Consider the following 13955-nt stretch of genomic DNA (forward strand, 5'->3'; position numbering starts at 1 on the left):
TCCACTCCTCGCCGGCACTGCGCCGGCACATTGCAAGAAACAAGCATCGCGCGGCTGGAAGCGCCCGCCGCACAAGGGCGCATTCAAACGTTCACGGCGGGCTGCGAGCTGTCGGCCGGCATCCAGTGCAGCACCCGCCGCTGCACGCGGCGCAACAGGCCCGTCAGCAGGATGCCGATCACCGACAGCACGACGCACACCGCGAAGCTGCCGGCGGTGTCGGCCTGCGCTTCCATCTGCAGGATCAGCACGCCCAGCCCGGCCTGCGCACCGACGAACTCGCCCACCACGGCGCCGACCACGCTGAAGGCGGCGGCCATGTTCAGGCCCGCGAAGATGTAGGGCAAGGCGCTCGGGAACTTGGCCTTGCGAAAGATCTGCCAGCGTGTGGCGGACAGCGAGCGCAGCAGATCGATGCGGTCGGGGTCCACCGCCTTGAAGCCCGCGATGCTGGTCACCAGCACGGGGAAGAAAGTGAGCAGGCAGATGATCATCACCTTGGAGCTGATGCCGAAGCCGAGCCAGACCACGATGATCGGCGCCACCGCCACCTTGGGCACGCTCTGCAGCGCGGCCACGTAGGGGCCCAGCAGCGTCTCCAGCTTCGGCATCTGCGAGACCACGATGCCGATCGCCAGGCCGACGCCGCCGCCGATGAAGAAGCCCAGCAGGATCTCGCCGAGGGTGACGCCGCCGTGGTACCAGAAGCCGTCCTTGGCCATCGGTCCGGTGGCCAGACCGCGCCACAGCGCGACGACGATGTCGCTGACCGGCGGGATCAGGTACTTCGATGCCTTGAACAGCCGCGTCGCCGCTTCCCACGCGCCGAGCAGCGTGATCAACAACAGGATGGATTGCACGCGCGTCGATGCCAGCGGGTTGGCGCGTCGCGGGCGCGGCGCCTGCACCGGCCTGGCAGCGGCATCGTGGGTCTGCGGGGTGGAACCGGAGTTCATCATGGCGGTGGTCATGGTGGTGCCCTTTCTTCAGTCGAACGAAGCGGCATGCGAGAAGCGCTCGCGGATCGATGCGGTCGCCGACGCGAAGGCCGGATGCGACATCGCTTCCATCGTCCGCGGCCGCGGCAGGTCGATGGGCAGCACGCGCTCCAGCGTGCCGGGGCGCGGCGACATCACGAACACGCGGTCGCCGAGGAACACGGCCTCGGGGATGGAGTGCGTGATCAGCACCACGGTCTTGCCGCTTTCCATCCAGATGCGCTGCAGCTCGAGGTTCATGCGCTCGCGCGTCATCGCATCGAGCGCGCCGAAGGGCTCGTCCATCAGCAGGATCTTGGGGTCGTGCAGCAGCGCGCGCGCGATCGAGGCGCGCTGCTGCATGCCGCCGCTCAGCTGGCGCGGCAGCTTGTGCTCGAAGCCGTCGAGGCGAACCATGTGCAGCAGTTGCATGGCGCGTTCGCGTGCCTTCTTCGGCTCCAGCCCGAGCACTTCGGCCGGCAGCATCACGTTGTCGAGGATGGTGCGCCAGGGCAGCAGGATGGAACTCTGGAACACGACGCCGATGTCGCGCCGCGTGCCGTGGATCGGCTGGCCGTCGAGCATCACGTGGCCGATCTGGTAGTCGAGCAGCCCGGCCAGGATGCGCAGCAGCGTGCTCTTGCCGCAACCGCTGGGGCCGACGATCGTGACGAAGCTGCCCTGCTGGATGGTGCAGTCGATCTCCTTGAGCGCGAGCACGCCGTCGCTGCCGCCGCCGAAGATCTTCGACAGCCCCTCGATGCGGATGTAGTCGGGCCTTGCCGTGGCGGATGTCGTGTTCATGCCTTGACTCCTGCGGGATTCAGGAAACGAATCATGTGATGGGCAAGCGCTTCGGGTGACTGCATCGCCGTCACATGCCCGGTGGCCGGCAGCAGCACCGCATCGGCGCCGCGGATGCGTCCTGCCATCGCCAGCGTCACGGTCGGCGGCACCAAGCGGTCCAGCTCGCCGGCCAGCACCAGCGTCGGTGCGACGATGTCGGCCACGCCCTTGTCGAGCGTGGTCGCCACGGTCGCCGCGCGGCGGAGGGAGCGCGCCGACTCCGGGCGCGCAGTCGCAAAGATGCGCCGCAGCTCCGGCCGCTGCTGCAGAAAGGCTTCGGGGAAGAACCAGGTCGCCAGTTCCTCGGCCGTCTCCGGCAGACCGCGCCGCAATTCGGCGAGGCGGCTCGCATCGGGACACAGCTCCGCATACGGCCGCGGCAGCGCCCAGGTGCTGGCCAGCACGAGCCGATCGACCGAGCGCGGATGCAGCAGCGCCAGCGCCTGTGCCACCCTGCCGCCATACGACGACCCGAACACGTGTGCCCGCTTGAGGCCCAGCGCCTTGATGAACTGCTGCGCATCGTTCGCCAGGTCCACCAGCATCGCCGGGCGCTCCGGCCCCTGCGTCTCGCCGCAATCGCGCTGGTCGTAGGCGATCACCGTGAAGTGCTTCGCCAGATGCGGCACCAGCGCGGCGAACATCTGGCGCGAGGCTTCGGCGCCATGCATCAGCACGAGAGCCGGACCCTGGCCCTCGCGGTCGAAGGCCGTGCGCAGCTCGCCGGCCTGCACGAACTCGGTCATGGCGCGCCTCCTTCTTCCTGGTCCATCCAGAAGGTCATCTCGACCTTCAGCCCGCGCGGGTCGTGCAGGAAGAGTTGGTGAATGTCCCAGCCGGGAATCGGTGCCTCGGTGAAGGGCACGCCGAGCGCGCCGAGGTGCTCGCGCATCTCCTTCAGTCCGCGCGAGCGGAACGAGATGTGGTCCACGTGCCCGGTGACCGGCTGCGTCGCCGTGTCGGGCGTCGCCAGATGCGCATACAGATGCACGATGGGCTGGCCGTCCGCATAGAGCCAGGCGCCGGGCGCGGGAATCTCCGGCCGCGCGCCGATCTGCAGCCGCATCACGCGCGTGTAGAAGTCCACGAGCGGCGGCAGCTCGTCCGGCGTGCAGCGGACCGTGTAGTGATGGAGTGCGGTGACGGGCATGGCCTCAATCCAGCAGCTTGGCGAGCGCGGCCGACAATTCGGCGGCCGGGTCCGGGGGCGTCCATGGCATGCGGAAGGCGACATGGCCATCGGGCCGCACGAGCACCGCGCCGCGCAGGCCGAGCAGCAAGCCATCCTTCTCGTGCGAGTCTTCCAATTGATGCGCCTGCACCGTGCGCCCCTGGTGGCCGGAGACGGCACGCGCCGCTTCCATCCATGCGTCGGCCTTCGGTCCCGCGACCAGCACGAAGTCCTTGTCGAACCAGTCGAGCGTGGTGTGGCGCCGCGCGAGGTCCAGCCAGAGGTGCGGAAAGCGCGCGCCGGGTTTGTCGGTAGGCTCGTACCAGCGCGCGCGCATCACGTGCCGGCCGGTGCCGTCGGGGATCACCGCGCCGTCCTCGTAGCAGAAGCCCAGCGACTGCCCGATGCTGTGGATGTGGTTGTCGCTGTCGCGGATCCAGAAGTCGATGCGGTCGGCGTTGCCGGAGCGCAGCGCCTGGTCGCACTGGGTGAAGCGTGTCGCGTTGTGCAGGCTGAAGTCGGCGTTCGATTCGGCGACGGGGCGGCGTTCGCGCTCGTAGCTCTCGAGCAGGCGCGGGCCGGCGCGGCCGGTGAGAACGAAGGCCAGCTTCCACGCGAGGTTGTGCGCATCCTGGATGCCGGAGTTCATGCCGTAGCCGCCATTCGGCGGGAAGCGGTGCGCCGAGTCGCCCACCAGCAGCACGCGGCCCTTGCGGAAGCTCGCGGCCACCTGCCGGCTCAGGCGCCAGACCGAGCGGTTGATCACCTTGACGTCGAGGTTGGGCACGCCGGAGACGGTGCGTGCGAGCTGCACCACCTCGTCGTCGTTGCGCTCGCCGGCGCGCTCATCCACCTCGCGTCCCACGGGCAGCAGGTTGAGCCAGCGGTCGCGGCCGTTGGTGTTGAGCACGGTCGTGATCGGGTACGGCGAAGCCTTCGCGTACACGCGCCAGCCCGCGCAGGTGGCAGCGTCGCGCACGTGCGAGAGGTCGGCCTGCCAGAACTCGTTGGCCATCACGGCCAGCGTGGCCGGTCCGCGCATTTCGATGTCGGCCTGCCGGCGCACGGCGCTGGCAGCGCCGTCGGCGGCGATCAGGTATTGGGCCTGCCAGGTGATGGTCTCGCCGGTGTCCAGCTTGCGGGCGGTCACGGCGATGCCACTCGCGCCCTCGTCGTAGTGCAGGAACTCGTGGCCGAACAGGAAGCGGCCGACCTCGCTCTTGCGCGCGAGGTCCATCAACTCCATCTCGACCGTGTCCTGCGACTGGATGATCTTCCAGCACGGCGAGTGGCCGAGGTTGGGCTCGGGGTTGGTGCGGCCCCACTCGTGGCCGCTCATCGATTCGCAGAAGGAGAAGAAGTCGGCGCCGTCGGGCAGCGCGTGCCGCTTCATCAGGCCGTCGATGCCCCACTGGCGGAAGATCTCCATCGTGCGGGTGTAGGTGCCGCGCGCCTTGGGATGGTCGGTCGTCGTCGGGCTGCGTTCGAGCAGCACGAAGTCGATGCCGAAGCGCTGCAGCAGGATCGCCATCGACAGGCCCACCGGCCCGCCGCCAACGATCACGACCGGGACTTTGCTTTGCATGGTCAAGTCTCCATGGGAAGGGAAAGGGACAGATCCGTGAAGCGGTACGACAGGCCGGGCACGGCCGGCACCCAGCGCGCCGCAGCGAGCGCCAGGAGGCGAACGCCCAGGACTTCGTGCGGCAGCCACTGGGGACGGGTGCCGAAGACATTGAAGGTGGCGTAGCAGAGCCGGCCCTGCAGCAGCGGCACGTTGATCACGCTCTGCAGGCCCTGCGGGCGCATCTGCTCGAAGTCGTCGAAGTGGCGTGCCAGCACGTCCGCGCCCTCGCCGACGAACGTGCGGCCCTGCACGAAGATGCATTCGGTCCACGGCGTGAGCGTCTTGCGCTTGGCGCCGTTCACCGGATAGCGCTCGCCTTCGGACGAATAGAAGCGGCGCAGCTGGATCTCGTTGGCCGGGCCCTTCGCAGTCGTCACGTTCTGCTGGATGCTGAAGATGCTGTCGCCCGCGATGAGGCGCCGGAACAGGTCCACCTGGTGCAGTGCCGCATCGGCATCGCGCGCCTCGGCGAGCACGTCGAGGAGATTCGCAGTGAATGCGGTGAGGGCCGATGCGTGGGCTGCGGGCATGGGGAAAGTCTAGGCTTCGCAATTCACCGAAGTGGATTAAATTCTGATGACGCGATAACCCTGGAGTTATGCCTTGCCGACCGCCCGCGACCCCGCCGCCGACTTGCAGCACGCGCTGCTCACGCGCCTGAAGCTGCGCCAGCTCTCGCTGCTGCAGGCCGTCGATCGGCATCGCACGCTGGGCCGCGTGGCCGCCGAGATGCGGCTCAGCCAGCCGGCCATCACCAAGGCGCTGCGCGAGGTGGAAGACATCTTCGGCAACCGGCTCTTCGAGCGCACCAGCCGCGGCCTCATGCCCACGCCGGCCGGCGAAGCCGTGCTGCACTACGCGCGGCGCTGGCTCGCGGAACTGGAATCCACCACGCGCGTGCTCACCTCACTCGAGGCCGGCCGCAGCGGACGGCTGCGCCTGGGGCTGACGCAGCAGGTGCCGCAGCAGCTGCTGTCCGCGGCGCTCACGCACCTGCTCGATCGCACGCCACGCATGGCGGTGATGACGCGCGAAGGCACGACGGACGAACTCGTCGCCGGCCTCGTCGCGCGCGAGCTCGATTGCGCGATCGGCCGCTCGTACGACGGCGACGCGACGGGGCTGGTGCAGCAGGCGATCTACCAGCAGGAGCCCTGCCTGGTGGTGTCGGCCAAGAGCGTCAAGCGGCTGTCGCGCGGGCCGCTGGACTGGGCGCGCCTCGCGCAGCTCGACTGGATCCTGCCGCCGCCGAACACGCCCATGCGCCGGACCTACAACGCGATCTTCGTCGGCGCCGGCGTGCAGCCGCCGGTGCCGATGCTGGAGAGCACCTCGATCCGCAGCATGGAGATGGTGCTGCGCACCGAGCCGAACGCGATCTCCATCCTGGCCCGCGACGTGGTGGCCGAGATGGAGCGCGCCGGGCACTGGGCCGCGCTGCCCTACCGGTTGAGCTGGAACCTGCCGCCGGTGAGCTTCTTCACCTTGCAGGAGCTGGAGGGGCATCCGATGGTGCGGTCGTTGCGGGCTGCGGTGGAGGAAGAGGCGCGCGGGATGACGCGCAAGGCCGGGTGAAGGGCGGCGCGATGTCAGACTACGGCGAGACCGCCAGGAAGCCGCTGATCAATCCCACCGTCGTCGCCGTGCTCTCTTCCATCAACCAATGGCCCGCATCCGGCACGACCTCCTGCCGCACATCGGTCGCCGCATTGCGCATGACGACCGCCATGTTGGCGCCGAAGGATTTCTCGCCGCCGATGGCGAGCACCGGCATGGAGAGCTTGTCCTTGGAGAACGCGATGTTGTCGGCGACGTCCTTGGCGGCGATGGTGTTGAACTGCGCAAAGGCCGCGCGCATGGCGCCGGGTTGCGCATAGAGCCTGGCGTAGTGGCGCCGTGTGGCCTCGTCGATCTTCGACGGGGTGCCGGCGAACTCGTTCCAGAAGCGGTCGAGGTAGATGCGTTCCCTGCCGGCCACCAGGCGCTCGGCATCGCGGCCGCCGAAGTTGAAGTGCCACAGCGCGGGCCACAGGATGATCTGGTCCCACGGCGCGATGCCGGGCACGGGTGCGTCCATCACGACCAGCTTGCCGACCTTGTCGGGGTAACTTGCCGCATAAGCATAGGCGACCATGGTGCCGATGTCATGGCCGACGACGGCGGTCTTGTCCTGCTCGAACGCGGTCACGACCGTGCGGATGTCGACGGCCTGCGATTTCTTGTCGTAACCGCCGGCCGCCTTCGACGATTTCCCCATGCCGCGCAGGTCGGGCACGATGACCAGGTGCGTCTTCGCGAGCTCTCGCGCCAGCGGCGCCCACATGTCGCCGGTGTCGCCGAAGCCATGGATGAGCACGACGGCAGGGCCGCTTCCGCCCGAGCGCACGAAGAGGCTTGCGCCATCCGCCATGGCGACGGTGCGGGTCTTGAAGCCCGGCGGGAATGCAGGCTCTGCGCCGGCACGGCCGGCAAAGAGTCCGACGATCGACAACACCATCAGCAACGCGAGACGATTCTTCATGTTGGAACTCCGGTTGGCGAGCCGATCGGTCCGACGCAGTGTGAGGCCTTCGCAGGTCCGAAGCCAGCCCCGAAGATGTCCGGTCGGAGGCGGCGATGTCAGCGGGCGTCATGGCGTCCCTCGGCAAGCGCTGTCGGCGCCCCGGCGAGCGACTTCAGCAATCTGTTGTGCTGATGCCGGACCCATCCGCGTTCGCCGGTGCTGCGCCGATAGTCCAGCCAGTCGGCGTCGCGATAGAGGGCTTCCCTGCGCGTCTCGCGGTCCGCCATGTTCTCGTAGCGCCACAGATGGACGAACTGGTTGAGCTCTCCCGTCTCCGTCGTGAAGTAGGCGAAGGGCTCGCCCAGGTGCTTGCGCATGATCGGCAGCGCCACCCGAAGATGCTCGGCCAGGTATTCCGAGAGCAGGCCGGGGGCGATGGTGTAGGTCCGTTCGTCGACGATCATCGCGCTCACTCCGCACGAATGTGCTTTTCCTTGATGATGCCGCTCCACGTTGCCAGGTCACGCTGCGTGACGGCACCAAGCTCCTGCGGCGTCGACGTGACGGCGTCCAGGCCGAGACTCGCGTAGGTGTCGCGGCAGGCCGGCGAGGCGACTGCGCGAACGAGTTCGCGGTTGAGCTTCTGGACGATCGCCGGCGGCAGATGCGCGGGGCCGAACACGGCGTACCAGGCAGAGGCCTCGAACCCGGGCAGGCCGGCCTCGGACATGGTCGGCACATCGGGCCATGCCGGCAGGCGCTTTGGCGATGTCACGGCCAGCGCTTTGAGCCGACCGTCTCGCACCATCGGACCGAGGGCCGCCGTACTGTTGAAGACGATCGACACGCGGCCGGAGATCAGGTCCGACACGATCTGGCTGCTTCCCTTGTAGGGCACATGCAGCATCTCGACCTGCGCGCGTTGCTCGACCAGGACGCCGACCATGTGCTGCATGGTGCCGATGCCGGCAGAAGCGAAGCTGATCTTTCCCGGCTTTGCCTTCGCCAGCGCCAGCAGTTCCTTCAGGTTGTTGGCCTCGAAATCGGGCGCAGCGGCCAGCATCAGCGGCGTACTGGCGACCATGGAAATCGGCGTGAAGTCGCGCAACGGGTCGTAGGGTATCGCAGCGTAGAGCGCCGGATTGATGGCCTGTGTCGCGGTCGTGGTCAGCAGGAGCGTGTAGCCATCGGGCGCGGCCTTGGCAACGTAGTCGGCGCCGATATTGCCCGCGGCGCCGGCGCGGTTTTCCACGATGATGCTGCCGAGCGCCGGGCCCATCTGCTGCGCCAGGAGGCGCGCCAGAATGTCGGGGCCGCCCCCGGGCGCGAAGGGCGCGATGATGCGGATCGGCTTGGCCGGCCAGGCTGCCTCTGCAAAAGCCCGGCCGACGAGCGAAGGCAGAACCAGGACGGAACTGGCGCGGACAAAGGATCTTCTGTTCATATGAGTCTCCTGAAATTTTCTCTCTGCGAATGCGGGTGTCGCGGCGCTCGGCTGCTCGAGACACGCGCGTGACCGAGTCGATCAAGCCGCTCGACCTCGGCCTGTTGCGTTGCCTGGACGCACTGGTGGCCGAGTCGCATGTGTCCCGCGCAGCCGACAAGCTGGGCATGGGCCAGCCGGCGATGAGCCGCGTGCTCGGCCGGCTGCGCGAGCTGTTCGGCGATCCGATCCTGATCCGCGGCGCGACCGGGATGATTCCGTCGCCGCGTGCCATCGAGCTGGCGGTCATCGCGCGGCGCATCCTCGCCGACGTCGATCTGGTGCTCGGTGAATCGATCCATTTCGAACCCGCGCTCTGCACGTCGACCTTCCGCATCATCGCGACCGACTACACGCACGCGACATTTCTGCCATTGCTGACGCGCAGCGTGCGCGAGGAAGCGCCGTCGGCGACCTTGTCGATCAAGCATCCGGTGCATCCGAAAGCACTGGTGCTGGCCCTCGAAGAAGGCGATATCGAACTGGCCATCGGGCACCTCGAGGAGCCGCCGCCGAGCCTGCGCAGCGTGCCGCTGTTCGTCGATCGCATCGTCTGCCTGATCCGCGGCGGCCATCCCTACCTGGACGGCGGCCGCAGCGTCGAAGACTTCGTCGCACTGCCGCACATTCTCGTCACGCCGGCGGGCTTCGGTCATTTCCAGTCGAACATCGATCACGTGCTTGCGGAGACAGGCCTCAAGCGCAACGTCGGCATGCTGAGCCAGCATTTCATGGCGGCTCCCTACATCGTCCAGTCGACCGACATGGTGGTTCTCATGCCCCGTCGGCTGGCGCAGCACTACCTCGAGGGCACGGACCTGGCGATGATCGATCCGCCGCTGCCAGTGCCGAGCTACCGCATCTTCATGTACTGGCACGAGCGCAGCCATCGGGATCCCGGGGTCAAGTGGCTGCGAGAGCTGGCGCGGCGCTGTGCGCTGGCGATGCCGCCGCCCTGAGAATGCCATCCGGAACATCGCCGCGCGCCTCAGTTCGCGGGCCGGCCCTGACCCGGTACCCAGCCGCGATAGAACTTCTCGTAGACGTCCGGCGGCACCACGATCCCGGTGTGCGGATCGCCACCGTGGTCGAAGATGGCCATCATGTGACCGTCGTGATCGTCCAGGTTCTCGAAGGTGCGGAACACGCCGGGCGGCACGCTGATCATGTCGAAGGGCTCCAGCACCGTGCTCTCTTCCAGATGCTCGCCCCACAGGACCTTGAAGCGCGCATCCATCGGGATGAAGACCTCGTTGTACGGATGCGAGTGCACGGTCGGCCGGATTCCCTTGCCAAGGCAGGAGATGGAGACATGGAAGTTGTGCGCCTGCGTGAGCGGCGCAGGCCCGCCCAGCGCACCGGGGGAGATGACGTAGTTCACCGAGCGCCGCCCCTTCTGCTGCCTGAGATCGGGGAAGGCGTAGGGATCGGGCTCGAGCGCCCGGAAGCGGGCAATGCGACTCGCCATCTCGGCGGTGCTGACCTCGGCGCTATGGCCCGGCGTGCGCAGGTGGGCTGGATTGATCCGGCTTTTCGCGTTCATGCGTCGACTCCCTGGACGGGTTCCAATTGGCGTTGAACCACCACGGCATCGAGTGCCACACCGCCCTCCGCGTGCAGCCGCCAGGGATTGACTTCGATGCTCTCGATTTCGCCGGCTCGCGCAGCGACATGGTCGGAGAAGGACGCGATCGCCGCTGCGACTTCCTCGATGCGTATGGCCGCGCTGCCGCGGACGCCGCCGAGCAGGTCCGCGACCCGCGTCTGCTCGATCATGCGGCGCGCCTCCGCGGCGTCGAAGGGTGCAGCGCGAAAGACGACGTCCCTGAAGACCTCGACCCAGGTGCCGCCGAGGCCGAACATCACGACCATGCCGAAGACCGGATCGAATTGCGCGCTCAGGATGGCGTCGATGCCGGGGCGCGCCATCGGCGTGACGAGAACACCGTCGATGCGCGCCTGCGGCAACTTGCCCCGTACGGTGGCCACGACCGCTTCCCAGCAGGGGCCGACGTCCTTGGCGGCGACATCGAGCACGACGCCGCCCGCCTCCGTCTTGTGCAGGATGTCGGCCGAGACGATCTTCAGTGCGTAGCGCGGCGCGCCCAACTCGACGGCGGCGGTTTGCGCCGCGGCCGCGGATCGGGCCACGCGTTCCGAGGGCACTGCGATGCCGGCAGCGGCCAGCACAGCCTTCGATCGCGCTTCGTCGAGCACGGTCCCGCTTCCTCGCCGTGCGGGGCCGAGGCTGCGTGGCCGTCGCACCGCATCGGACACGGCAGCGCCGATGCGGGTCACGGCCTGGATCGCGGCCACGGCGCGCTCCGGTGCCTCGAAGAGTGCCACGCCATGCTGTTCGAGTTCCTCGCGGACCGTGGGTGGGGCCAGCATCGACAGGATGAAGCGGGTGCCGGGCTGCGCGGCGACGAGTGCCAGCAGGGGCCCACGCAGCTGCGCCCAGTGCACCGGATTGCGGCCGACGTGAGCGAGGAAGGCGAGCACCGTGCCGGGCCGCACCTGCTCGACCAGCAAGCCCATGGCGCGGGCCACCAGGGCCATATCGCCGAGGACGGAAGTCGAGGTGTCGAGCGGGTTGGATGCCGTGGCCGCCGGCAGCCATTCGGACATCTCGGCCCTGGCCGCAGCCGGCAGGCCCGGCAGCTGCAGGCCGGCTGCGCTCGCCGCGTCGGCGATCAGCACGCCGACGCCGCCGGAGGTCGTCAACACGGCGAGGCGGCCGTCTTCCCGGCGCAGGTCGCGCCGGCGGTCGACGCACAGCGCGTAGGCGATGTCGATGAGGCCATCGAGCGTTTGCGCGCGCCACGCGCCGTACTGGCGCAGGATGCCGTCGAAGACGGCGTCGTTGCCCGCCAGCGCGCCGGTGTGGGTGGCCGCGGCCTGCGCGCCGGCCGCCGAAGCACCGGCCTTCATCACCAGCACCGGCTTGCCGGCGGCTCGCGCGAGGCGCAGCGCCTCGATCAGCCGGTCGCCGCTGCGGCAACCCTCGAAGGTGGCCACGATGACCCGGGTGGCGTTGTCCTGCGCGAGGTAGGCGATGCATTCGGCGACGTCGACGTCCGCTTCGTTGCCGGTCGCGATCATGTGGCTGAAGCCGAGTCCGCGCGCCTGCGCCAGTCCGTAGCAATAGGAGCCGAAGGCACCGCTCTGCGACGCCAGGCCGATGTTGTTGCCATCGCGGCGCAGCGCCGGCCACGCGCCGTCGAGCGCCGTGGCGAAGGTGCCGAAGAAGCCGTCGACGGCATTGAAGAGCCCGAGGCTGTTCGGCCCGATCATGCGCATGCCGGCTTCGCGCGCCGTGCGCAGCAGCTCGTCCTGCTCGGCCATGCGGCCGGCGTCGGCGAATCCCGAGCTGAAGACCTGCACCGCCTTGACACCTTTCGCGGCGCAGTCCCGGAGTGCCGGCAGCACGTCCCTGGCGGCCAGCGCGATGATGGCGTGCTCCACCGGCCCGGCGGCCGCGAGCGAGCGGAAGGCAGGCAGCCCCTGCACGGTGTCCGCCGCCGGATGCACCGGGATGAGGGTGCCGCCGAAAGCGGCGCGTTTCAGGAATGCCAGCGGTCGGCCGCCGACCTTGTTCTCGTCGTTCGAGGCGCCGATCATCGCCACCGAGCGCGGCGCGAACAGCGGCCGCAGGCTGGCCAGGTCGAAGGTGCTCATCGCCGGCCTACCTTCCCTTGAAGACCGCGGGCCGCTTCTCGCCGAAGGCATGAACGGCCTCGGCGTGATCGCGCGTCATCTGCGACAGCGTTTCCATCAGCAGGCCGTTCTCCATCGTGCCGTGGGCCAGCTGGCGGATCGTGTGGTTGATGGTGCGCTTGGTCCAGCGCAGCGCGAGGGGCGCAACCTTGCAGAGTCGTTCGGCGATGCCGTAGACCTTGTCGTCGAGCGCATCGTCGGGCACGCAATGGCCGATGAGCCCGATGCGCGCGGCCTCCTCGGCAGGGATGCCGTCGCCCAGAAAGAGCAGTTCCTTGGCCTTCTGGAAACCGACCAGCAGCGGCCACATCAGCGCACCGCCATCGCCGGCGACCAGACCCACCTTCACGTGTGGATCGCCGATGACCGCGCTCTGCGCTGCGACGGCGATGTCGGCGTAGACCGCGAGGGTCGCGCCGAGACCGGTCGCGGCGCCGTTGATGCGCGCGATCAGCGGCTTGGGCAGCTCGAGCATGCCGGTGAAGATCTCGCGGGCTTCTTCGACCGTGTCGACCCACTTGCTGCGGTCGTCGATCTTCTCCTGCATGGCGACGATGTCGCCGCCCGAGCTGAAGGCAGTGCCGGCGCCGGTGAGCACGACCACGTCGCATGCGGGGTCGCGGGCGGCGTCACGGAACACCGTCGACAGCTCGCGGTGCATGCGCACGTTGGCTGCATTGCGAACCTCGGGGCGGTTCATGGTGATGGTGAGGATGCGGCCGCGATAGCCGAAGTCCAGGTGTTGGTAGTGTTCGTACACGGGTTCATCTCCCTCCGGCGACGGGCAGGGTCGCGCCCGTGATGTAGCTGGCTTCGTCCGACAGAAGCCAGACGATCGCCTGCGCTGCTTCCATGGGTTCGCCGGCGCGCCCCATGGGCATGCGTGCGGCATAGCGCTGCAGCCGGTCGGCATCGCCGGCGGCCGCGTGGATCTCGGTGGCGAACAGGCCCAGGCTGACCGCGTTGACGCGAACACCTTCCTGTGCCACCTCGGCAGCGAGACCGTAGTTGAAGGCCTCGAGGGCTGCCTTGGCCGCGGCGTAGTGCACCAGCTCGCCAGGGCTGCCGGTCCTGGCTGCCATCGACGACACGTTGACGATGGCGCCGCCAGTCCCGCCGTGGCGGGTCGATGCGCGGCGCAGGAACGCTTGCGCGCAGAGGAAGGCGCCGACCACGTTGACCTCGAGGGTGCGGCGCAGCGTGGCCTCGCTCAGCTGCTCGACCCGGGAGATCTGCCCGGGCACACCGGCGTTGTTGACCAGGGCGCCGACCGGCCCGAATTCCTCGGCGACCTGATCGAACAGGCGCTCGACGTCGCCGTGCCGGCTGTTGTCGCCCTGCACTGCAATGGCCCGGCCGCCTTCGGCCCGGATCTGAGCGACCACCGCGTCGGCGGCCTCCTGGTTCGACGCGTAGTTCACGCCGACACTCCAGCCGCGCCGGGCCGCGAGCCGGGCCGTCGCTGCGCCGATGCCGCGCGAGCTGCCCGTGATGATGATTGTGGGTGATGCCATCAGGTCGTCTCCGTTGTGGGGAGCGAGTCTCCCGGCCAAGGCCGTGGCTGCCCATGGCGGGCGGCGCACATCGGTTATGCGCGGCGAGCCATACCGGGTGCCGACGACCCGGCGGAG

At 68.7% G+C, this 13955-nt stretch carries 15 protein-coding genes; 2 read left to right on the plus strand and 13 right to left on the minus strand.

Going from position 1 to position 13955, the window contains the following annotated elements:
• Window positions 1-83: 83 nt before the first annotated feature.
• The 6 genes from WDLP6_RS25970 to WDLP6_RS25995 are packed head-to-tail and all read right to left on the minus strand — an operon-like array spanning window position 84 to window position 5151.
• Window positions 84-971 carry an ABC transporter permease gene (locus tag WDLP6_RS25970; protein WP_162594680.1) on the minus strand — a complete coding sequence of 296 codons (888 nt, stop codon included), beginning with the start codon at window positions 969-971 and terminating at the stop codon, window positions 84-86.
• Window positions 972-986: 15 nt separating this feature from the next.
• Window positions 987-1781 (minus strand): ABC transporter ATP-binding protein, encoded by a 795-nt coding sequence (locus WDLP6_RS25975; RefSeq protein ID WP_162594681.1) that lies wholly within the window; start codon window positions 1779-1781, stop codon window positions 987-989.
• Window positions 1778-2569 carry an alpha/beta fold hydrolase gene (locus tag WDLP6_RS25980; protein WP_162594682.1) on the minus strand — a complete coding sequence of 264 codons (792 nt, stop codon included), beginning with the start codon at window positions 2567-2569 and terminating at the stop codon, window positions 1778-1780. The genes WDLP6_RS25975 and WDLP6_RS25980 overlap by 4 nt, the downstream gene beginning before the upstream one ends.
• Window positions 2566-2973 carry a VOC family protein gene (locus tag WDLP6_RS25985; RefSeq protein ID WP_162594683.1) on the minus strand — a complete coding sequence of 136 codons (408 nt, stop codon included), beginning with the start codon at window positions 2971-2973 and terminating at the stop codon, window positions 2566-2568. Before WDLP6_RS25985 ends, WDLP6_RS25980 begins: the two co-directional genes overlap by 4 nt.
• Before the next feature lie 4 nt (window positions 2974-2977).
• Window positions 2978-4579: an FAD-dependent monooxygenase gene (locus WDLP6_RS25990; RefSeq protein WP_162594684.1), complete on the minus strand. Its 1602-nt coding sequence runs from the start codon at window positions 4577-4579 to the stop codon at window positions 2978-2980.
• A 2-nt stretch (window positions 4580-4581) separates the two neighbouring features.
• Window positions 4582-5151: a GAF domain-containing protein gene (locus WDLP6_RS25995; protein WP_162594685.1), complete on the minus strand. Its 570-nt coding sequence runs from the start codon at window positions 5149-5151 to the stop codon at window positions 4582-4584.
• Between the two features lie 73 nt (window positions 5152-5224).
• Between WDLP6_RS25995 and WDLP6_RS26000 the strand changes: the two genes are divergently transcribed.
• On the plus strand, window positions 5225-6196 hold the full coding sequence (locus WDLP6_RS26000; protein ID WP_162594686.1) for a LysR family transcriptional regulator: 972 nt from the start codon (window positions 5225-5227) through the stop codon (window positions 6194-6196).
• 19 nt (window positions 6197-6215) lie between these two features.
• Here WDLP6_RS26000 and WDLP6_RS26005 read toward each other — a convergent pair whose 3' ends face one another.
• From WDLP6_RS26005 to WDLP6_RS26015, 3 genes are all read right to left on the minus strand, one after another.
• Entirely contained in the window at window positions 6216-7118 is a 903-nt protein-coding gene (locus WDLP6_RS26005; protein WP_443083466.1) for an alpha/beta hydrolase, read from the minus strand.
• Window positions 7119-7240: 122 nt separating this feature from the next.
• On the minus strand, window positions 7241-7588 hold the full coding sequence (locus WDLP6_RS26010) for an NIPSNAP family protein (RefSeq protein WP_162594688.1): 348 nt from the start codon (window positions 7586-7588) through the stop codon (window positions 7241-7243).
• Window positions 7589-7593: 5 nt separating this feature from the next.
• Window positions 7594-8568, minus strand: coding sequence for a Bug family tripartite tricarboxylate transporter substrate binding protein (locus WDLP6_RS26015; protein ID WP_162594689.1), 975 nt, complete (start codon window positions 8566-8568; stop codon window positions 7594-7596).
• Window positions 8569-8636: 68 nt separating this feature from the next.
• Between WDLP6_RS26015 and WDLP6_RS26020 the strand changes: the two genes are divergently transcribed.
• On the plus strand, window positions 8637-9566 hold the full coding sequence (locus WDLP6_RS26020; RefSeq protein ID WP_162594690.1) for a LysR family transcriptional regulator: 930 nt from the start codon (window positions 8637-8639) through the stop codon (window positions 9564-9566).
• Between the two features lie 29 nt (window positions 9567-9595).
• Here WDLP6_RS26020 and WDLP6_RS26025 read toward each other — a convergent pair whose 3' ends face one another.
• Genes WDLP6_RS26025 through WDLP6_RS26040 form a run of 4 tightly spaced genes read right to left on the minus strand, consistent with a single transcriptional unit; the run spans window position 9596 to window position 13838 of the window.
• Complete coding sequence (locus WDLP6_RS26025) at window positions 9596-10150, minus strand: hypothetical protein (RefSeq protein ID WP_162570028.1); 555 nt, start codon at window positions 10148-10150, stop codon at window positions 9596-9598.
• The gene (locus WDLP6_RS26030; protein WP_162594691.1) at window positions 10147-12285 is read right to left on the minus strand and encodes an acetate--CoA ligase family protein; all 2139 of its coding nucleotides are present in this window, start codon (window positions 12283-12285) and stop codon (window positions 10147-10149) included. Before WDLP6_RS26030 ends, WDLP6_RS26025 begins: the two co-directional genes overlap by 4 nt.
• A 7-nt stretch (window positions 12286-12292) precedes the next feature.
• Window positions 12293-13084 carry an enoyl-CoA hydratase/isomerase family protein gene (locus WDLP6_RS26035; protein ID WP_232077327.1) on the minus strand — a complete coding sequence of 264 codons (792 nt, stop codon included), beginning with the start codon at window positions 13082-13084 and terminating at the stop codon, window positions 12293-12295.
• Window positions 13085-13088: 4 nt separating this feature from the next.
• Window positions 13089-13838 carry an SDR family oxidoreductase gene (locus WDLP6_RS26040; RefSeq protein WP_162594692.1) on the minus strand — a complete coding sequence of 250 codons (750 nt, stop codon included), beginning with the start codon at window positions 13836-13838 and terminating at the stop codon, window positions 13089-13091.
• Window positions 13839-13955: the final 117 nt, after the last annotated feature.

Source organism: Variovorax sp. PBL-E5 (assembly GCF_901827185.1).
Classification (GTDB): domain Bacteria; phylum Pseudomonadota; class Gammaproteobacteria; order Burkholderiales; family Burkholderiaceae_C; genus Variovorax.